The 19,667-nt window shown below is 68.8% G+C and carries 15 protein-coding genes; 6 read left to right on the top strand and 9 right to left on the bottom strand.

The window, feature by feature from the left end; all coding sequences use genetic code 11:
- The first annotated feature begins 119 nt into the window (after positions 1–119).
- Positions 120–698 (top strand): TetR family transcriptional regulator, encoded by a 579-nt coding sequence (locus G6N49_RS07340; RefSeq protein WP_011560467.1) that lies wholly within the window; start codon positions 120–122, stop codon positions 696–698.
- Here G6N49_RS07340 and G6N49_RS07335 read toward each other — a convergent pair.
- Genes G6N49_RS07335 through G6N49_RS07320 form a run of 4 tightly spaced genes read right to left on the bottom strand, consistent with a single transcriptional unit; the run spans position 691 to position 4,384 of the window.
- On the bottom strand, positions 691–1,212 hold the full coding sequence (locus tag G6N49_RS07335; protein ID WP_011855975.1) for a 2'-5' RNA ligase family protein: 522 nt from the start codon (positions 1,210–1,212) through the stop codon (positions 691–693). The two genes, G6N49_RS07340 and G6N49_RS07335, sit on opposite strands and share 8 nt — an antisense overlap.
- Positions 1,213–1,902 carry a dethiobiotin synthase gene (gene bioD / locus G6N49_RS07330; RefSeq protein WP_011855976.1) on the bottom strand — a complete coding sequence of 230 codons (690 nt, stop codon included), beginning with the start codon at positions 1,900–1,902 and terminating at the stop codon, positions 1,213–1,215. It abuts the gene before it with no gap.
- Positions 1,899–3,047, bottom strand: coding sequence for an 8-amino-7-oxononanoate synthase (locus G6N49_RS07325; RefSeq protein ID WP_011855977.1), 1,149 nt, complete (start codon positions 3,045–3,047; stop codon positions 1,899–1,901). The genes bioD and G6N49_RS07325 overlap by 4 nt, the downstream gene beginning before the upstream one ends.
- A gap of 38 nt (positions 3,048–3,085) precedes the next feature.
- Positions 3,086–4,384, bottom strand: a complete 1,299-nt coding sequence (locus G6N49_RS07320) for an adenosylmethionine--8-amino-7-oxononanoate transaminase (RefSeq protein WP_085976257.1) — start codon at positions 4,382–4,384, stop codon at positions 3,086–3,088.
- A gap of 91 nt (positions 4,385–4,475) precedes the next feature.
- Here G6N49_RS07320 and G6N49_RS07315 point away from each other — a divergent pair, with 91 nt between their 5' ends.
- From G6N49_RS07315 to treZ, 4 genes are read left to right on the top strand one after another with little or no spacing between them, the layout of a single operon-like run.
- Positions 4,476–6,626, top strand: a complete 2,151-nt coding sequence (locus tag G6N49_RS07315; RefSeq protein WP_011855979.1) for an acetyltransferase SucT — start codon at positions 4,476–4,478, stop codon at positions 6,624–6,626.
- A 2-nt stretch (positions 6,627–6,628) separates the two neighbouring features.
- Positions 6,629–8,791, top strand: a complete 2,163-nt coding sequence (gene glgX, locus G6N49_RS07310; protein WP_011768273.1) for a glycogen debranching protein GlgX — start codon at positions 6,629–6,631, stop codon at positions 8,789–8,791.
- Positions 8,791–11,115: a malto-oligosyltrehalose synthase gene (treY, locus tag G6N49_RS07305; protein ID WP_011560474.1), complete on the top strand. Its 2,325-nt coding sequence runs from the start codon at positions 8,791–8,793 to the stop codon at positions 11,113–11,115. Before glgX ends, treY begins: the two co-directional genes overlap by 1 nt.
- Positions 11,108–12,850 (top strand): malto-oligosyltrehalose trehalohydrolase, encoded by a 1,743-nt coding sequence (gene treZ, locus G6N49_RS07300; protein ID WP_011560475.1) that lies wholly within the window; start codon positions 11,108–11,110, stop codon positions 12,848–12,850. The genes treY and treZ overlap by 8 nt, the downstream gene beginning before the upstream one ends.
- Here the strand turns inward: treZ and ilvA are convergent.
- On the bottom strand, positions 12,838–14,118 hold the full coding sequence (gene ilvA, locus G6N49_RS07295; RefSeq protein ID WP_083045290.1) for a threonine ammonia-lyase IlvA: 1,281 nt from the start codon (positions 14,116–14,118) through the stop codon (positions 12,838–12,840). The genes treZ and ilvA overlap by 13 nt on opposite strands.
- Positions 14,119–14,160: 42 nt before the next feature.
- A complete protein-coding gene (locus G6N49_RS07290; RefSeq protein ID WP_011855984.1) occupies positions 14,161–14,598 on the bottom strand; it encodes a nitroreductase family deazaflavin-dependent oxidoreductase in 438 nt (145 codons plus the stop codon).
- Positions 14,599–14,687: 89 nt separating this feature from the next.
- On the opposite strand from G6N49_RS07290, the gene G6N49_RS07285 reads away from it, so the two are divergent.
- On the top strand, positions 14,688–14,918 hold the full coding sequence (locus G6N49_RS07285) for a hypothetical protein (RefSeq protein ID WP_011560478.1): 231 nt from the start codon (positions 14,688–14,690) through the stop codon (positions 14,916–14,918).
- On the opposite strand, the gene G6N49_RS07280 is transcribed toward G6N49_RS07285, so the two are convergent.
- The 3 genes from G6N49_RS07280 to G6N49_RS07270 are packed head-to-tail and all read right to left on the bottom strand — an operon-like array spanning position 14,915 to position 19,631.
- Positions 14,915–15,325, bottom strand: a complete 411-nt coding sequence (locus G6N49_RS07280; RefSeq protein ID WP_083045298.1) for an SRPBCC family protein — start codon at positions 15,323–15,325, stop codon at positions 14,915–14,917. The genes G6N49_RS07285 and G6N49_RS07280 overlap by 4 nt on opposite strands.
- A 10-nt stretch (positions 15,326–15,335) precedes the next feature.
- Positions 15,336–18,911 carry a DNA polymerase III subunit alpha gene (gene dnaE, locus G6N49_RS07275; RefSeq protein WP_083045289.1) on the bottom strand — a complete coding sequence of 1,192 codons (3,576 nt, stop codon included), beginning with the start codon at positions 18,909–18,911 and terminating at the stop codon, positions 15,336–15,338.
- 12 nt (positions 18,912–18,923) lie between these two features.
- Positions 18,924–19,631, bottom strand: a complete 708-nt coding sequence (locus tag G6N49_RS07270; RefSeq protein ID WP_011560481.1) for a TetR/AcrR family transcriptional regulator — start codon at positions 19,629–19,631, stop codon at positions 18,924–18,926.
- Between the last annotated feature and the right edge of the window lie 36 nt (positions 19,632–19,667).

The raw sequence follows: 19,667 nt of genomic DNA, 5'->3' as shown, positions 1-19,667 counted from the left end.
TGCCTCCTCGACTCTTGAACACGTCGGCCGAGCCGACGATTGAACACCTCGGCCGAGCCGACAAATTGAACACGTCGGCCGAGCCGACAATTGAACACCGTTCAGGTTAGGGTAGCGGCGTGCAACTGCACAAACGCGATGTGGTCGATGCCGCGACGGTGATCCTGGACTCCCACGGGATCGCCGATCTGACGATGCGCCGGCTCGCCCGCGAGCTCAACGTCTCCCCCGGCGCCCTGTACTGGCACTTCGCCAACAAACAACAACTCCTCGGCGCGATCGCGGACCGCATCCTGACCCCGGCGCGCGGGCTGCCCGCCGAGGCGGACTGGCGCGACCGCATCGTCGCGGTGTGTTCGGCGCTGCGCGATGCGCTGCTGTCGCACACCGACGGGGCCGAACTCGTCTCCGCCAGCTTCGCCGCCGGACAGTCGGAGGCCGCGGGCGAGATCCTCGCGGTGCTCTCCGCTGCGGCCGCGGACGCGGGTGTCGCCGCCGGTGAGGCCGAACTCGCCGCGCGCACCGTCATCTACTACGTCCTCGGATTCACCGTCGACGAGCAGTCGAAGCTGCAATGGGACTCCGCCGGCGTGCTCGACCCCGACGAGTCGGTCGCCACCATCGACCACGACCGCCGCTTCGGCTTCGGTCTGCGGCTGCTGATCGACGGTCTCGGGGTCATCTCACCGGTCAGGTGATCGGGTACTCGACGCGGTTGTTTCCGTCCCAGTGACGTAGGCCCACAATTCGGCACCGCAGGTCGCGGCCGAGCCCCGGCACCGCCACCGCCGCGGGGAGCCGTTCGGGCGGCACGCGGCGCGCCAGCGTGACGTGCGGGGTCCACTGTCCGGCCGCCGTGTGCGGCAGCGGGGCGCCGTCGACGAAGGGCCGGCACACCCGGTCGACCTCGCGGTGCAGATCCAGCAGGTGCGCCGACGGCACCAGCAGACGCACGAGGACCAGCGCACGGGTACCGAACAGCATCGGCGCGCCGATCAGCCCGTCGAACGGCAGCATTCCCAGCAGCGGCCGCAGCGCCTCGTCCACGCCGTCGGCCATGTCCTCGGCCACGGTGAGCGTGACGTGCGGACGGTTGCTCGGCGAGCGGTTGGCGGCCTGACTGCGCACTCCGGCGGCGCTCAGGTCGTCCCAGATCCGGCGCACGGCCGCGTCGGTGTCGGGGTCGAAGAGCAACTCCACCGAGTGGACCATCTACAGCAGGCCCGCGAGCCAGTTCGGGTCGAATGCGGTCGCGCTGATCCGTTCGAAGTCCACCGGGCTGACCGAACCGACGCCCGCAGGCAGCGCGGCGCGCACCGGGGCCAACCGCGCCAGCGCGTCGCGGTTGTCGATCTCGGCCGCGCCCGGCTGCGCGGGCCACGCGCCGATCACCAGCCCGGCGCACGGAACTTGCTGAGCGGCAAGCGATTCCAGGGTCAGCGCGGTGTGGTTGAGGGTGCCGAGTCCCGGTGCGACGACGACCAGCACGGGGGCGGCAAGTTCGGTGGCGACGTCGCGCAGGGTGACCGCGTCCTGACCGAGTTCGACCAGGAGCCCGCCCGCGCCCTCCACCAGCGTCAGCCGTCCCGGCGCGTCCGCAGCGCGGATCATGCCGATCAACTCGTCGCGCGTCGGCAGGGCGGCGCCCGCCCGCTCCGCGGCGGCCACCGGCGCCAACGGGTCCGGATAGCGCCAACCCGGATGCAGGGCGTCGACCCCGGCCAGCCGGCCGATCTCGACGAGGTCGTCGTCCCCGGTCCCACCGGCCGGCCCGGTTCCGGTCTGAACGGGTTTGCACACCGCGACGTCGATCCCGGCCACCCGGGCGGCGCAGGCCAGCGCCGCGGTGGCCACGGTCTTGCCGACGCCGGTGTCGGTGCCGGTGATCACGAGAACGCTCACCGGCGGGCCGCCGTCAACACGTCGGCCAGCACCCGGCGGGCGGTGTCGAGGTCGTCGTCGGTCAGCGACGCCCGCGCGGTCAGGCGGAGCCGGGAGGTGCCCGCGGGCACGGTGGGCGGTCGGAAGCACCCGACGCGCAGACCCTGCTCGAGGCATGCGGTCGCCGCCGCCAGTGCCACCTCGGGTTCCCCGAGGATCACCGAGACGACGGCGGAGTCGGGCCGGGCCGGGACGTCGCACGCCTGCGCCAGCGCCGCGGCGTTGTCCAGCACCGCGCGGGCCCGCGAGGGTTCGTCGACGAGCACCTCCAGCGCCGCCCATGCGGCCCCGACCGCGGCCGGGGCCAGGCCGGTGTCGAAGATGAACGGGCGGGCGGCGTCGATGAGGTGGTCGCGCACGGCCAGCGGGCCGAGGACCACACCGCCCTGGCTGCCCAGCGCCTTGGACAGCGTGGTGGTCATCACCACGTCGGGCGCGCCGGCCAGCCCCACCTCGTCGAGCAGCCCGCGGCCGCCGGTGCCGCGGACGCCGAGGCCGTGCGCCTCGTCGACGATCAGCAGCGCACCGTGGCGGCGGCATACGTCGTGTATGTCCCGCAGCGGCGCGAGCACACCGTCGGCGGAGAACACCGAATCGGTCACCACGACGGCCCGCTGTTCGTCGCGGGTGGCCAGCGCGGTCTCGATCGCGGTGACGTCACGGTGCGGGGTGACCACGACGCGGGCCCGCGACAACCGGCAGGCGTCGACCAGCGACGCGTGGGTCAGGGCGTCGGACACCAGCAGCGAGCCTGGGCCGGACAGCGCCACCACCGCCCCGAGATTGGCGGTGTAGCCGGAGGAGAAGACCAGCGCGGACTCGGCGCCGGTGAAGGCGGCGAGTGCCTGCTCGAAACCTTCGTGCAGTTCGGTGTTGCCGGTGACCAGCCGCGATCCGGTCGACCCGGCGCCCCATTCGCGCACCGCGCGCACCGCACCCTCGACGACGCGCGGATGCGTGGACAGGCCGAGGTAGTCGTTGGAGGCCAGGTCGACGGCGGTCCCGCCGGCCGGCCTGGTCCGCAGGGCGCGGCGCAGCCCGGCGGCCCGGCGTTGATCGGCGACCTCGTCGAGCCAGGCCAGGGGCGAAAGACCAGCGCGTGTCACGGGTGCCCTCTCGACGCGAACCGACTATTGAACACCGTTCAGGCTAAAGCACGGGCCACACCCACCACGGCCGAGGTGATCTGTGCGATCTCCTCGGGGGTGCAGATGTACGGCGGCATGACGTAGACGAGGTTGCGGAACGGGCGCAACCACACCCGGTGACTCAGCGCCGCGGCGGTCGCCGTCGCCATGTCCACCGGGCGGTCCAGTTCGACCACGCCGATCGCGCCGAGCACCCGCACATCGGCGACCCCGGACACCTCACGCGCCGGCGCCAGACCCTCGGTCAGCCCGCGTTCGATCGTCGCGATGGTGGTCCGCCAGTCACCGGCCAGCAGCAGTTCGACGGCGGCGACGCCGACCGCGCAGGCCAGCGCGTTGGCCATGAACGTCGGGCCGTGCATCAGCGCACCGGCCTCGCCGGTACTGATGACCCGCGCGATCTCGGTGCTGCACAACGTCGCGGCGAGCGTGAGATAGCCGCCGGTGAGTCCCTTGCCGACACACATGATGTCGGGGCTGACGCCGACGTGGTCGGCGGCGAACAACTCACCGGTGCGCCCGAAACCGGTGGCGATCTCGTCGAACACCAGCAGCACGCCGTGCCGGTCACACAGCGTCCGCAGGTCGCTGAGGTAGCGGGGATCGTGGAACCGCATCCCCCCGGCGCCCTGCACCACCGGTTCGACGATCACCGCGGCGAGTTCGTCGGCGTGCTCGGCGAGCCGGCGCTCGAACGCCGCCACATACTCGGGGTCGTAGTCGCGCGGCACCGGCGGGGCGAACACCTGCCGGGTCAGCACGTCGGTCCACAGGGAGTGCATGCCACCGTCGGGATCGCACACGCTCATCGGCGTGAAGGTGTCGCCGTGGTAGCCGCCCCGCCAGGTCATCAGGCGGGTCTTGCCCGGCCGCCCGGCGGCGCGCCAGTACTGCAGCGCCATCTTCACGGCCACTTCCACCGACACCGACCCGGAGTCGGAGAAGAAGACCGTGTCCAAGCCGGGCGGGGTGATCTGCACCAGCAGCTGCGCCAGCCGGACGGCCGGTTCGTGGGTCAGACCGCCGAACATGACGTGGTTCATCGTGGCGAGCTGCCGGGTGATCGCCGCGTCGAGCACCGGGTGGCCGTGGCCGTGGATCGCCGTCCACCACGAGCTCATCGCATCGATCACGTCGACCGGTCCCCCGCCCGCCGGGTGATCGATCGTGATCCACACCCCCTTGGCGGCCAGCGCCACCACCGGCGGTAACGCGCCTGCGCCGATCGTGCTGTAGGGATGCCAGACGTGCGCGGCATCCAGGGCCCTGATCTGTTCGGGGGTCAACGCGGGCACGGGAATCGACACTAACGCCTCCGCGCACTGCGGCCGCCCACGATGCGCGGCATGAGGTGTGCGGCGTTATTCGGTAAATTAGCCGCCGACCATGATGACCCTCGCCCCCCACCGGCCGGCGGCTGGCACCGACCCGGGACCCGTCCGGCCCACCGCGACGGGGACCCGGTCTTCGGGCTTCTACCGACACGATCTGGACGGCCTGCGAGGTGTCGCGATCGCACTCGTCGCGGTCTTCCACGTGTGGTTCGGCAGGGTCTCCGGTGGGGTCGACGTCTTCCTGGCCCTCTCGGGGTTCTTCTTCGGCGGCCGGCTGCTGCGCATGCTGTTGACCCAGGGCGCCCCGCTGCGCCCCTACCCCGAGGTCACCCGCCTGGTGAGGCGGCTGCTGCCCGCGCTGGTGGTGGTGCTGGCCGCGTCCGCGGTACTCACCATCCTCATCCAGCCGGAGACCCGATGGGAGACCTTCGCCGACCAGAGCCTGGCCAGCCTCGGCTACTACCAGAACTGGGAACTGGCGATCACCGCCTCGGACTACCTGCGGGCCGGGGAGACGGTCAGCCCCCTGCAGCACATCTGGTCGATGTCGGTGCAGGGACAGTTCTATCTCGCCTTCCTGGCGCTGATCTTCGTCGTCGGGCTGCCGCTGCGCCGCGTCGTGCGGCGCCACCTGCGCGCGATCCTGGTGGTGCTGCTCAGCGCGTTGACCATCGCCTCGTTCGTCTACGCCGTCATCGCCCACAACGACGACCAGGCCACCGCCTACTACAACAGCTTCGCCCGGGCGTGGGAACTGCTGCTCGGTGCGCTGGCCGGTGCGCTCGTCCCCTACATCCGGTGGCCGATGTGGCTGCGCAGCATCGTCGCCACCGTCGCGCTGGCCGCGATCCTGTCGTGCGGGTGGTTCATCGACGGCGTCAAGGAGTTCCCCGGTCCGTGGGCGCTGGTCCCGGTCGGCGCCACCATCGCCTTCATCCTGTCGGCGTCCAACCGCGCGCCGGGCGGGCGCCTACCCGCCCCCAACCGGCTGCTGGCCACCCGACCGTTCGTGACGCTCGGGTCGATGGCGTACTCGCTGTACCTGTGGCACTGGCCGCTGCTGATCTTCTGGCTGTCCCACAGCGGGCGGTCGCGGGTCGATTTCTGGCAGGGCGCCGCGGTGCTCGCCGTGTCGGCGGTGCTGGCGTGGCTGACGATGCGCTACATCGAGGAACCGCTGCGCTACCGGCCACCGGCGCCCGCCGTCGCCGCCGCACCGCTGCGCACCCGGCTGCGCAGGCCCACGATCGCGCTGGGCTCGGTGGTGGCGCTGCTGGGCGTGGCCCTGACCGCCACGTCGTTCACCTGGCGCGAGCACGTCACCGTCCAGCGCGCCAACGGTGCGGAACTCGCCGGCCTGTCCCAACGCGACTACCCGGGCGCGACGGCGTTGCTCGACAGGGTCCGGGTGCCCAAACTGCCGATGCGCCCGTCGGTGCTCGAGGCCAAGAAGGACCTGCCCGCCAGCACCATCGACGGCTGCATCAGCGACTTCGACAACGTCGGGGTCATCAACTGCACCTACGGCGACAAGACGGCACCGCGCACCATCGCGCTGGCCGGCGGGTCGCACGCCGAACACTGGATCACCGCACTCGACCTGCTGGGCAGGATGCACCACTTCAAGGTCGTCACCTATCTCAAGATGGGCTGTCCGCTGACCACCGAGGAGATGCCGCTGGTGATGGGCGACAACCGGCCGTATCCCAAGTGCCACGAGTGGAACTCCCGGGTGATGCCCAAACTGCTCGCCGACAAACCGGATTACGTGTTCACCACCTCGACGCGGCCGTGGAACATCAAGGACGGCGACGTCATGCCGTCGACGTATCTGGGCATCTGGGAGACCTTGTCGCGCAACAAGATCCCGATCCTCGCGATGCGTGACACCCCGTGGCTGGTGCGCGACGGCGAACCGTACATCCCGGCGGACTGCCTGGCCGACGGCGGCGACGCGGTGTCCTGCGGCATCGATCGCTCCAAGGTACTCTCCGACGACAATCCGACACTGGCCTACGTCAGTCGGTTCCCGATGCTCAAACCGCTCGACATGACCGACGCGGTGTGTCGGGAGGACTACTGCCGCGTGGTGGAGGGGAATGTGTTGGTCTATCACGACGCCCACCACATCTCGACCACCTACATGCGCACCATGACCGCCGAACTGGGACGTCAGATCGCCGCCGCCACCGGCTGGTGGTGACCGTGGTCACCCCCGGATCCGGGCCCACTTCACCGACGCTGCACACCGTCTGGCCCGGTGAGGCCTATCCGCTGGGCGCGACGTACGACGGGGCGGGCACCAACTTCTCGCTGTTCTCCGAGGTCGCCGAACGCGTCGAGCTGTGCCTGATCGCCAAGGACGGCAGCGAGGAACGGATCAACCTCGACGAGGTCGACGGCTACGTCTGGCACGCCTACCTGCCCACGGTCACCCCCGGCCAACGCTACGGGTTCCGCGTGCACGGTCCGTGGGATCCGTCGGCGGGACACCGGTGCGATCCGAGCAAGCTGCTGCTCGATCCGTACGGCAAATCGTTCTACGGCGACTTCCGGTTCGGGCAGGCGCTGTACTCCTACGACCTCGACGCCGAGGACCTCGCCTCGGGCGGTGACCCCCCACGGATCGACTCGCGGGGGCACACGATGACCAGCGTCGTCATCAACCCGTTCTTCCAGTGGGGCTCCGACCGCGCACCGCGCACGCCGTACCACGACACCGTGATCTACGAGGCCCACGTCAAGGGGATGACCCGGCGGCACCCGGCCGTGCCCGCGGAGTTACGCGGCACCTACGCCGGGCTCTGCCATCCGGCGATCATCGACCACCTCAAGTCGCTCAACGTCACCGCCATCGAACTGATGCCGGTGCACCAGTTCATGCACGACCACCGCCTGCTCGACCTCGGATTGCGAAACTACTGGGGCTACAACACGTTCGGCTTCTTCGCACCGCACAACGAGTACGCCGCCAACCAGCACGCCGGCGGCGCGGTCGCCGAGTTCAAGGCGATGGTGCGGTCCTTCCACGCGGCGGGTATCGAGGTCATCCTCGACGTCGTCTACAACCACACCGCCGAGGGCAACCACCTCGGGCCGACCGTCAACTTCCGCGGTATCGACAACGCCGCCTACTACCGGCTGCTCGACGGTGACCTGCGCCTCTACAAGGACTTCACCGGGACCGGCAACAGCCTCAACGCCCGCCACCCCCACACCCTGCAGCTCATCATGGACTCCCTGCGGTACTGGGTGCTGGAGATGCACGTCGACGGGTTCCGCTTCGACCTGGCCTCGACGCTGGCCCGCGAGTTCTACGACGTCGACCGACTCTCGGCCTTCTTCGACCTGGTGCAGCAGGATCCGGTGGTCAGTCAGGTCAAGTTGATCGCCGAACCGTGGGACATCGGCGAAGGCGGTTATCAGGTCGGCAACTTCCCAGGTTTGTGGACCGAGTGGAACGGGCAATATCGCGACACTGTGCGTGACTACTGGCGGGGAGAACCCGCAACCCTCGGCGAATTCGCCTCCCGACTGACGGGATCATCAGACCTCTACGAGGCCACCGGACGGCGTCCCAGCGCCTCCATCAACTTCGTGACCTGTCACGACGGGTTCACGATGCACGATCTGGTGTCCTACAACGAGAAACACAACGAAGCCAACGGCGAGGACAACCGCGACGGCGAGAGCCACAACCGGTCCTGGAACTGCGGGGTGGAAGGTCCCACCGACGATCCGGACGTCATCGCGTTGCGCGGTAAGCAGATGCGCAACATGCTGGCCACGCTGATGTGCAGCCAGGGCACCCCGATGATCGCCCACGGTGACGAGATCGGCCGCACCCAGCAGGGCAACAACAACGTCTACTGCCAGGATTCGGAACTGTCCTGGATGGACTGGTCGTTGTGCGAGACCAACGCCGATCTGCTGGAGTTCACCCGCAAGGTGGTCGCCTTCCGCAAGAACCACCCGGTGTTCCGGCGGCGACGGTTCTTCGAGGGCAAACCGATCCGCAGCGCGGATCAGGTCCGTGACATCGCCTGGCTGACCCCCGCGGGCACCGAGATGACCCCCGAGGACTGGGGCACCGGCCTGGGCAAGTGCGTGGCGGTCTTCCTCAACGGTGAGGCGATCCCGGCCCCCAACGCGCGCGGCGAGCGGGTGGTCGACGATTCGTTCCTGTTGTGCTTCAACGCCCACGACCACGTGCAGGACTTCGTCACCCCCGACGGCGACTACGCCGAGATGTGGACCGCCGATCTGGACACCGCCGATCCGACCGGGCACACCGACGTCGTCGTCCCGGCAGGCGAGAAGATCTCGCTGCAACCCAGATCGCTGCTCGTGCTGCGGAAGACGGCGTGATGGCCGCCGACCGGCCCGTGCTGTCGACCTACCGGTTGCAGATGCGCGGAGACGCGTTCACCCTCGCCGACGCCGAGGCGCTGGTGGACTACCTCGACGAACTCGGCGTCTCACACCTGTACCTGTCGCCGATCCTGACCGCGGTCGAGGGTTCGACCCACGGTTACGACGTCACCGATCCCACGACGGTCTCGGCGGCCCTCGGCGGCGCCGACGCGCTCGCATCGCTGTCGTCGGCGGCCGGGGCCCGCGGTATGGGGTTGGTCGTTGACATCGTGCCCAACCACGTCGGCGTCGACGATCCCAGGCAGAACCGGTGGTGGTGGGATCTGCTCACCCACGGCCGCGACTCCGCCTATGCCGACTACTTCGACGTCGACTGGACCGCCGACCCGGACGGCCGGATCCTGTTGCCCGTGCTCGGATCCAACGGCGACGTCGCGGATCTCACCGTGGACGGGGACACGCTCCGACTGGGCGACCTGGTGTTCCCGATCGCGCCGGGTACCGCCGACGGTGCCGGTCCGGACGTGCACGACCGCCAGCACTACCGGTTGATCGGGTGGAAGCCCCGGGCGAGCGAAGCGCCGGGGAATCCGTCCGGCATCTGCGGATACCGCCGCTTCTTCTCGATCACCTCGCTGGCCGGGCTGCGGCAGGAAGACCCCGCGGTGTTCGAGGCGACCCATACCGAGGTCAAGCGGTGGTTCACCGACGGCCTCGTCGACGGTATCCGCATCGACCACCCCGACGGATTGTCCGATCCGCCCGGGTATCTGGTCCGGCTGCGCGAACTCGTCGGCCCGCAGGCGTGGATCGTGATCGAGAAGATCCTCGCCGTCGACGAGCCACTGGACCCCACGCTGCCGGTCGCGGGCACCACCGGATACGACGCGCTGCGCGAGGCCGGTGGGGTGTTCGTCGATCCCGCAGGCGCCGAGGCGCTCGGCACGCTCTACGAATCCACCGGTGTCGACTACAGCGCGATGCCGCGGGCCGCGCGGGCGCTCAAGGTGAAGGCGGTGACCACCACCCTGGGCAGTGAGCTGGCCCGGCTGTGCCGCACGATCGTCGCCGCCACCGGTCAGGACCACGACGACCTGCCGGACGCGGTCGCCGCGGTGATCAGCCACCTCGGCGTCTACCGCTCCGACTATTCGGTTCTGGCGACGGTGTTGCCGGTCGCGATCGCCGAAACACTCTCGCAGCAGCCGCGTTTCGCGCCGGCCCTGCAGATCGTGTCGACCGCGCTGTCCAGCAGCCGGGAGACCGCGGTGCGGTTCCAGCAGCTGTGCGGCGCGGCCACCGCGAAGGCCATGGAGGACTGCCTGTTCTACCGCGACGCCCGCCTGGTGTCGCTCAACGAGGTCGGCGGTGAGCCCGAGTGGTTCGGGGTCAGCATCGCCGAATTCCACCAGCGCGCCACGGCCCGCGCCGCCATGTGGCCGCACGCGATGACGACGCTCACGACCCACGACACCAAACGCGGTGAGGACGTGCGGGCCCGCATCGGCGTGCTGTCCCAGGTGCCGTCGCTGTGGGCGCAGTACGTCGAGGCGTGGGCGGAACGAACCCCGCCACCCGATTCCGGCACCGGACTCTTCTTGCTGCAGAACATGTTCGGCGTCTGGCCGGTCGACGGGGTGGTCACCGACGAACTGCGCGATCGCCTGCACGCCTACGCCGAGAAGGCGATCCGCGAAGCCGCCACCCACACCACGTGGAACGATCCGGACAGCGAGTTCGAGAGCGGCGTACACGCGTGGCTGGACAGCGTGATCGACGGCCCGGTCGGCACCGAACTCGGCCGCCTGGTCGAACAACTCGACCCGCACGCCCGCAACGACAGCCTCGGCCAGAAACTGTTGGCGCTCACCGGCCCCGGTGTCCCGGACGTCTACCAGGGCACCGAACTCTGGGAGGACAGCCTGGTCGATCCCGACAACCGCCGTCCGGTCGACTACACGCAGCGTCGCGCGGAACTGGAGGCACTGCGGCATCCGAAGATGCGCGTGGTGCACGCCGCGCTGCGGGCGCGCCGCGACCGGCCGGCCAGCTTCCTCGACGGTGGGTACACCCCGGTGCTCGCACGCGGTGCGGCCGCCGACCACGTGGTCGCGTTCCTGCGCGGCGACGATGTGCTCACCGCGGTCAGCCGCCACACCGTCCGGCTACGCGACACCGGTTGGGGTGACACCGAATTGACCCTTCCCGAGGGCAACTGGACCGACCGCATCACCGGCGGCCGGTTCACCGGCACCGTGACCGCGGCCGATCTGTTCGCCGAACTGCCCGCCGTGCTGCTGGAGCGTGACCATGCCTGAATTCGCGGTGTGGGCTCCGCTGCCGGAGCGTGTCCGACTCGACGTCGAGGGGTCGCTGCACCCGATGACGTGCGGTGACGACGGGTGGTGGCGCATCGAGGTCGACGCCGCACCGGATGCCCGGTACGGCTTCGTCCTCGACGACGATCCGAAGGTGCTGCCCGATCCCCGCTCGCCGCGCCAACCCGACGGCGTGCACGAGCGTTCCCAGTTGTGGCAGCCGGCGCCCGACGCGTGGACCGACGGTGCGTGGGCGGGCCGCAAGATCGAGGGGTCCGAAAAAGGTCAGGTGATCTACGAACTGCACACCGGCACCTTCACCCCGGAGGGCACGTTCGACGCCGCCATCGGCAAACTCGACCACCTGGTCGACCTCGGTGTCGACTTCGTCGAATTGATGCCGGTCAACGCATTCGGCGGCACCCACGGCTGGGGATACGACGGGGTGCTGTGGTACGCCGTGCACGAACCGTACGGCGGCCCCGACGCGCTGATCCGGCTGATCGACGCGTGCCATTCCCGCGGGCTCGGCGTGCTCATCGACGCGGTGTTCAACCACCTCGGCCCGTCGGGCAACTACCTGCCGAAGTTCGGCCCGTACCTGTCGTCGGGCAGCAATCCGTGGGGCGAGTCGATCAACATCGCCGACGCCGGGGCGGACGAGGTGCGCCGCTACATCCTGGACTGCGCGCTGCGGTGGATGCGCGACTTCCACGCCGACGGGCTGCGACTCGACGCGGTGCACGCCCTGGTCGACACCACCGCGATCCACATCCTCGAGGAGCTGTCCGCCGAAACCGACGCGCTGGCAGACGAACTCGGCCGGCCGCTCTCGCTGATCGCCGAGAGCGACATGAACGATCCCCGGTTGATCACCCCGCGCGATCAGGGCGGTCTGGGCATGACCGCGCAGTGGGACGACGACATCCACCACGCGATCCACGCCGCGGTGTCGGGTGAGACGCAGGGCTACTACGGCGACTGGGGCACCGTCGAGGCGTTGGCGCAGACGCTGCGCAACGGTTACTTCCACGCCGGGACGTTCTCGTCGTTCCGGAACCGCCGCCACGGCCGCCCGCTGGACACCGCCACCATCCCGGCCACCCGCCTGCTGGCCTACACCCTGACCCACGACCAGGTCGGCAACCGGGCCGTCGGCGACCGGCCGTCACAGAACCTCGACACCGGCCAGCTCGCGGTCAAGGCCGCGCTTGCGCTCGGATCTCCTTACACCGCAATGCTCTTCATGGGCGAGGAGTGGGGTTCGTCGTCGCCGTTCCAGTTCTTCAGCAGCCATCCGGAGCCGGAGCTGGCCCGGGCGACCGCCGAGGGACGCAAGAGGGAATTCGCCGAACACGGGTGGGACGCCGACGAGATCCCCGATCCGCAGGATCCGCAGACCTTCCTGCGGTCGAAGCTCAAGTGGGATGAGATCGACGACGGCGACCACGGCCGCCTGCGCGCGCTCTACCGGGAGCTGATCGCGTTGCGGCACAACGAACCTGACCTCGCCGACCCGTGGCTCGACCACCTACGGATCGACTACGACGAGGCGCAGCGGTGGATCGTGATGCACCGCGGCAGCCTGTCCATCGCGTGCAACCTCGGCGCCGACGCGGTGACCGTGCCGGTCACCGGTGACGTCGTGCTCGCCTGGGGGGAACCGGCGCCCGAGGGTGACGGGATGAGCCTGGCGGGTCATTCGTTCGCCGTCGTGCGGACTCAGAGCAGGTAGCGGTAGGCCGGCGAATCCGGTTCCAGCGCCTCGACGTGCATGTCGGAGGAGCGCATCCGGGTGAGCAGACCGTCGAAGTCGGCGGCCGAGCCGAGTTCGATCCCGACGAGCGCCTCCCCCGTCTCCCGGTTGTTGCGCTTGACGTACTCGAACAACGTGATGTCGTCGTTCGGGCCGAGCACCTCGTCGAGGAACCGGCGCAGCGCACCGGGCTCCTGCGGGAAGTCGACCAGGAAGTAGTGCTTGAGCCCGAGGTGCACCAACGAGCGCTCGAGGATCTCGCCGTAGCGCGATACGTCGTTGTTCCCGCCGGAGATCAGGCAGACGACCGTCGAGCCCGGTTCGACGTTGTTCTCGAGCAGCCCGGCGACCGACAGCGCGCCCGCGGGTTCGGCGATGATGCCCTCGTTCTGGTACAGGTCGAGCATCGCGGAGCAGACCGCACCCTCGTCGACGGTGGTCAGCGACACCATGTCGCCCGCGGCCTGCAGCGCGGCGAACGGCAGGCGTCCGGCGCGGTTGACCGCCGCGCCGTCGACGAACTGGTCGACGTGGTCGAGGGTGACCGGTTCACCGGCGCTCAGCGCCGCGATCATCGACGCCGCCCCGGCCGGTTCCACACCCAGCACCGCGGTGCCGGACGTGCGTTCGGCAAGGTAGGTGGTGATGCCTGCGATACAGCCGCCGCCGCCCACCGGGACGATCACCAGATCCGGTTCGGCGTCGAGGTCGTCGAGGATCTCGGCGGCGATGGTGCCCTGCCCGGCCATGGTGCGCACGTCGTCATAGGGTGGGACGAGGGTGGCGCCGGTGCGCGCGACGTCGTCGATCGCCGCCGCGGCCGCCAGATCGTAGGTGGTCCCGACGGCGATCAGCTCGATGAACTCGCGGCCGTGGTAGCGGATGCGGTCGCGCTTCTGCTTCGGAGTCTTGGCCGGGATGTAGACGCGGCCCTTGATGCCCATCGTCCGGCACGCCATGGCGAACCCCTGGGCGTGGTTGCCTGCGGACGAGCAGACCACGCCCGCGGCGATCTCCTCTTCCGTGAGCTGCGAGATCAGGTTGAACGCCCCGCGCAGCTTGTAGGACCGCACCACCTGCAGGTCTTCGCGCTTGAGGTAGACCTGCGCGCCGGTCACCTCCGACAGTCGCTCCGAAAACTGCAGCGGTGTGCGCACGACGACGTCGACGATCCGCTGGGCCGCCTCGTCGATGTCAGCCGCGGTGATCGGCGACGTACGAGGGGTCTGGCTCAGTTCGGCGGACACCGGTCAATGGTGCCACTGCGGCCTTCAGGGAGAAAATCCGCTTTATTCGACCGGGGTCAGCACGAAGACCGGGATCTCGCGGTCGGTCTTCTTCTGGTAATCGGCGTAATCGGGCCAGACCTCGACGGCCCGGTCCCACCATTCGGCCTTCTCCTCGCCGAACACCTCGCGGGCGTCGTACTCCTTGGTGACCGTCTGATCCTGCAGTTCGACCCGCGGGTTCTTCTTGATGTTGTGGTACCAGACCGGGTGTTTGGGGGCGCCGCCGAGGGAGGCGACCACCGCGTATTCGCCCTGGTACTCGACCCGCATCAGCGGCGTCTTGCGCAGTTTGCCGCTCTTCGCGCCGACCGTGGTCAGCAGGATGATCGGTTTGCCGTTGAGTTCGGTCGCCTCGGTTCCGCCCGACTCCATGAACTTCTCGGCCTGTTCGCGGGCCCAATCCGAGGTGCTCGGTTCATATTCTCCGGTGAGTGGCATGAAAACCAGCTTAGATCGGGGTCGAGAAGAGTCGTCCTGAACCGGAGTTTCGGCTAGCCGAAATCTTTGTTGAGAGGTATCGTCGACTCATGACCACCGCCGGGAACTTCCGTTCGACCGTCGCTCGCGCGGCGTGCGACGTGAGTGTGGCCGGCGTTCCGTGGCCGGCCTACAAGGTGATCGCGCTGCTCGTCGGGCTCGTCGCGTTCCTGGTCGTCGGCGTGGTGACGATGAGCGCGGCACCGGCGGTGCTGTCGGGCGCCGCGGCCGCCACGGTCAGCTGGGTGGGGTTCGGCCTCGTCTGCAACGGCCGCCGCTAAGCCTCGACCAGATCGCGCAGCGCCTCGAGATCGGCCGTCACCGCCGCCGCATCCTGCTCGAACTGCTCGTCGGTCATATCGTCACGCCGCCGCAGGCTGAACACCACCTCGCAACGCGGCTCCCCCGCTCCGGCCGGCACCACCCGCAGCGGGTTGTAGACCGCCTCACCGGACGGCATCCGCACCACATGGTCGAGCACACCGAATTCGTTGGGCGGAGAGAACTCGACGACCACCTCGCCCATCGGGGAGTCGGCCACCCACCCCTGCGGGCCCTGTCGCAGCCCACCCTGGGCCAGGCCGGCCGCCCACCGGGGCCAGGTCGCCGGGTCGGCGGCCAGGTCGTACACCACGTTCGGCGGGGCGGCGACCCAGACGGCGATGTGCCGGGATTCGGGATGGCTCACCGCGGTCACCTCAACCCCCGAGACAGCCAGGGCCGAGCAGCGCCTTGAGATCCCCCATCAGCGCCGACGAGGGCGTCACCCGCAGTGACTGGTCGAGTTCGAGCGTCGTGATCCGCTCACCGCTGATCAACCGCAGGTGCACCTGGGAGGTGCCGGGATGGTTGGCCAGCACCTGCTTCAGCGCGGTGACCTTGTCGACCGTGCACTGCCGGGTGGGCAGGCTGACCGCAAGGGGCCGGTCGGCCTGCGCGCTGGAGAAGTCGGGCACGACGAGTTCGTGGGCGATCAGCGCGATGCGGTCGTCGCGGGCGGCCACCTTGGCCTTCACCAGCACCACCACGTCGTCGGCGATCTCCGCGCCGAACACCGAGTAGGTCTGCGGGAAGAACAGCACCTCGATCCCGCCGGTGAGATCCTCCAATTGTGCTGAGGCCCAGGGCAACCCGTTCTTGTTCACCCGGCGGTTGACCGAGGCGAGGATGCCCCCGACCAGCACCTGCGCATCGTTGGCGACGTCACCGTCGAGGATCGCGGGGATCTGGGTGTCGACCTGGTTCGCGAGCAGGTGCGCCACCCCGTTGAGCGGGTGTCCGGACACGTACAGACCGAGCATCTCCCGTTCGAGGGCGAGCTTGTGTTTGTCCTCCCACTCCTCGTCGGGCACCTTGATGCTGAACGCTGAGTCTCCGGCGTCCGCCCCGGAACCGTCCCCGCTGCCGAACAGGTCGAACTGACCCATCGCCTCGGCCTTCTTGGTGCCCAGCACCGAGTCGACGGCATCGGTGTGGATGAGGAACAGACCCTTACGGGGATGGCCGAGCGAATCGAATGCGCCGGCCTTGATCAGCGACTCCGTCACCTTCTTGTTGCACGCGGCGATGTCGATCTTGTTCAGGTAGTCCGAGAAGTCGGAGTACTTACCCTTCTCGGCGCGGGTGTTCACCAGGGACGCAACCACATTCGCGCCGACGTTGCGCACCGCACCGAGACCGAACCGGATGTCGTCACCGACGGAGGCGAAGTTCTGCACCGACTCGTTGACGTCGGGCGGCAGCACGGTGATACCCAACCGCCGGCAGTCCGCCAGGTACACCGCGGCCTTGTCCTTGTCGTCCCCGACCGAGGTGAGCAGACCCGCCATGTACTCGGCCGGATAGTTGGCCTTCAGGTACGCCGTCCAGTACGACACCAGCCCGTAGCCCGCCGCATGCGATTTGTTGAACGCGTAGCCGGCGAACGGAAGGATGGTGTCCCACAGGGCTTTCACCGCCGCCTCGGAGAACCCGTTGGCGGTCATGCCCTCGCGGAACCCCTGGTACTCGGCCTCGAGCACCTCGAGCTTCTTCTTGCCCATGGCCTTGCGCAGCGCGTCGGCCTTACCCATCGTGTAGGAGGCGACCTTCTGGGCGATGAACATGATCTGCTCTTGGTAGACGATCAGGCCGTAGGTCTCGGCGAGGATCTCCTTGAGCGGCTCTTCGAGTTCGGGGTGGATCGGCTTGATCGGCTGGCGGCCGTTCTTGCGGTCGGCGTAGTCGTTGTGGGCGTTCATGCCCATCGGGCCGGGCCGGTAGAGCGCCAGCACGGCGACGATGTCGTTGAACTCGGTGGGCTGCATGCGGCGCAGCAGATCGCGCATCGGCCCGCCGTCGAGCTGGAACACCCCGAGCGTGTCGCCGCGGCCGAGCAGTTCGTAGGCCTTGGGATCGTCGAGCGCCAGCGATTCGAGGTCCAGGTCGACACCGCGGTTGGCCTTGATGTTCTCGATGCAGTCGCCGATGATCGTCAGGTTCCGCAGCCCGAGGAAGTCCATCTTCAGCAGGCCGATGGCCTCACATGACGGATAGTCCCAGCCGGTGATCACCGCACCGTCCTGCGGGCGGCGCCACAACGGGATCGCGTCGATCAGCGGTTCGGAGCTCATGATGACCGCGCACGCGTGCACGCCGGCGTTGCGGACCAGACCCTCGAGGCCGCGAGCGGTCTCGTAGATGGTGCGGACGTCCGGGTCGGTGTCGATCAGGGCGCGGACCTCGGCGGCCTCCTTGTACCGCTCGTGGGTGGGGTCGGTGATGCCCGACACCGGGATGTCCTTGGCCATGATCGGCGGCGGCAGTGCCTTGGTGATCCGGTCGGCGATCGCGAAACCCGGCTGGCCGTAGTGCACCCGGGCCGAATCCTTCAGCGCGGCCTTGGTTTTGATGGTGCCGAACGTGATGACCTGGGCGACGCGGTCACTGCCCCACTTGTTGGCCGCATAGCGCAGCATCTCGCCGCGGCGACGGTCGTCGAAGTCGATGTCGATATCGGGCGCCGACGGCCGCTCCGGGTTGAGGAAGCGCTCGAACAGCAGACCGTGCGGGATCGGGTCGATGTTGGTGATGCCCAGCGCGTAGGCCACCAGCGAGCCGGCGGCCGACCCGCGGCCCGGCCCGACGCGGATGTCGACCGACTTCGCGTAGTTGATCAGGTCGGCGACGATGAGGAAGTAGGACGGGAAGCCCTTGTCGCAGATGACCTTGATCTCGTACTCGGCGCGGTCGATGTAGTCATCCGGCACGACCCCGCCGGAGACCGCACTGAAGCGGCGCTTGAGCCCGGCCATCACCTCGTGGTGCAGCCAGGAGGCCTGATCGTGCCCCTCGGGGACCGGGAAGATCGGCATCCGGTCGCGCGGCGCCCACACGTCGGCGTAGGACTGCACGCGTTCGGCGATCAGCAGCGTCGAGTCACACGCGCCGGGCACCTGGGAGTCCCACAGCGCGCGCATCTCGGCTGCCGACTTCAGGTAGTAGCCGTCGCCGTCGAATTTGAAGCGGGTCGGATCCGAGAGTGTCTTACCGGTCTGGATACACAGCAGCGCCTCGTGGTTCTGCGAGGCGTCACGGGTGACGTAGTGGCAGTCGTTGGTGGCCAGCGGCGGGATACCGAGCTTCTGACCGATCTCGAGCAGGCCTTCGCGGACGCGGCGTTCGATGTCGAGTCCGTGGTCCATCAACTCGAGGAAGAAGTTCTGCGGCCCGAAGATCTCGCGCCACTTGGCCGCCGCCTCCAGCGCCTCACGCTGGTGCCCCAGCCGCAGCCGGGTCTGCACTTCGCCGGACGGGCAGCCCGTGGTGGCGATGATGCCCTCGGCGTGTTCGGCGATGATCTCGGCGTCCATTCGTGACCACTTGCCGAGCTGACCCTCGAACGAGGCGAGTGAGGAGAGCTTGAACAGGTTGCGCAGACCGGTCGCGTTCTCGGCGACCATCGTCATGTGGGTGTAGGACCCGCTGCCGGAGACGTCGTCGGACTTCTGGCTCGGATCACCCCACAGGACACGCTTGGTCTCGAACCGCGAGGCCGGTGCGATGTAGGCCTCGATCCCGATGATCGGTTTGATGCCGGCGTCGGTGGCCGCGTTGTAGAACTCGCTGGCGCCGAACATGTTTCCGTGGTCGGTCATCCCGATCGCGGGCATCTCCAGCCGTTGGGCCTCCGCGAGCATCGGCTTGACCTTGGCGGCGCCGTCCAGCATCGAATACTCGGTGTGGTTGTGCAGGTGAACAAAAGACCCCGAGGACCGACCGTCTGAACCACTCATAGGGTCGTCAGTCTAGGACCGCGGTCCGACACCCTTCGGCGTGTCGCGGAGCGTGTCTTCACCCCCGCCGGCGGGATCCGGCCCGCGCGGGCCTGCCACCAGGCCGTGGGCGAACAATTCGATCAGTTGCTTGGCAATCGTGCCCAACTCCGCGGGGCCGTTGGTGAAACCGGAGTAGAACGCCATCCCGTACAGGATGACGTGGAGCATGTCGGAGACGCCCTCGACGTCGGTGTCGTCGTCGAGTTCACCGCGGCGGATCGCATCGGAGACCAACCGCATCAGGAAGGCCCGGACCGGCGACTCGCTGATCGCCTGCAATTCGGGATTGCGCTGCGGTTCGAGGCGCGCGCTGATCAGGAACGGCACCACCGACGGATCCCGATGGTCGACGCGCCGCACGGCGGCCACGAACGCCGCCAACCGGTCGAGCAACCGGTCGTGCCGTAGCGAGTGCTCGACGCAGTCGACCACGATCTCGCGCATCTCCGTGACGATGCCTTCGTAGACCTCTTCGCGGGTGGCGAAGTAGTAGTGCAGGGTCGGCCGGCTCAGCCCGGTGCGTTCGGCGATGGCCTGGAACGTCATACCGGAGTAGCCCCGCTCGATGAGGACCACGCGCCCGGCGCGGACGATCTGCCTACGGGTTTCCGCGGAATCGGCCCCAACCGGCCGCCCCCGGGCGCGCGCCGCTGCCCTGGCCCGCCCCTTCCGCTGCACCTAGCAAACGCTAGGACATTGCTGAACACCAGGCAA

The organism is Mycolicibacterium monacense (genome assembly GCF_010731575.1).
GTDB lineage: Bacteria > Actinomycetota > Actinomycetes > Mycobacteriales > Mycobacteriaceae > Mycobacterium > Mycobacterium monacense.
The sequence above is the reverse complement of the archived record's forward strand: the minus strand, read 5'-3'. Positions and strand labels throughout refer to the sequence as shown.

Coding starts and splice junctions, on each gene's coding strand:
- G6N49_RS07335 (WP_011855975.1), bottom strand. CDS start 1,212: ATGGTCCACTCGGTGGAGTTGCTCTTCGACCCCGACACCGACGCGGCC.
- G6N49_RS07315 (WP_011855979.1), top strand. CDS start 4,476: ATGATGACCCTCGCCCCCCACCGGCCGGCGGCTGGCACCGACCCGGGA.
- treY (WP_011560474.1), top strand. CDS start 8,791: ATGGCCGCCGACCGGCCCGTGCTGTCGACCTACCGGTTGCAGATGCGC.
- treZ (WP_011560475.1), top strand. CDS start 11,108: ATGCCTGAATTCGCGGTGTGGGCTCCGCTGCCGGAGCGTGTCCGACTC.
- G6N49_RS07290 (WP_011855984.1), bottom strand. CDS start 14,598: ATGCCACTCACCGGAGAATATGAACCGAGCACCTCGGATTGGGCCCGC.
- G6N49_RS07285 (WP_011560478.1), top strand. CDS start 14,688: ATGACCACCGCCGGGAACTTCCGTTCGACCGTCGCTCGCGCGGCGTGC.
- dnaE (WP_083045289.1), bottom strand. CDS start 18,911: ATGAGTGGTTCAGACGGTCGGTCCTCGGGGTCTTTTGTTCACCTGCAC.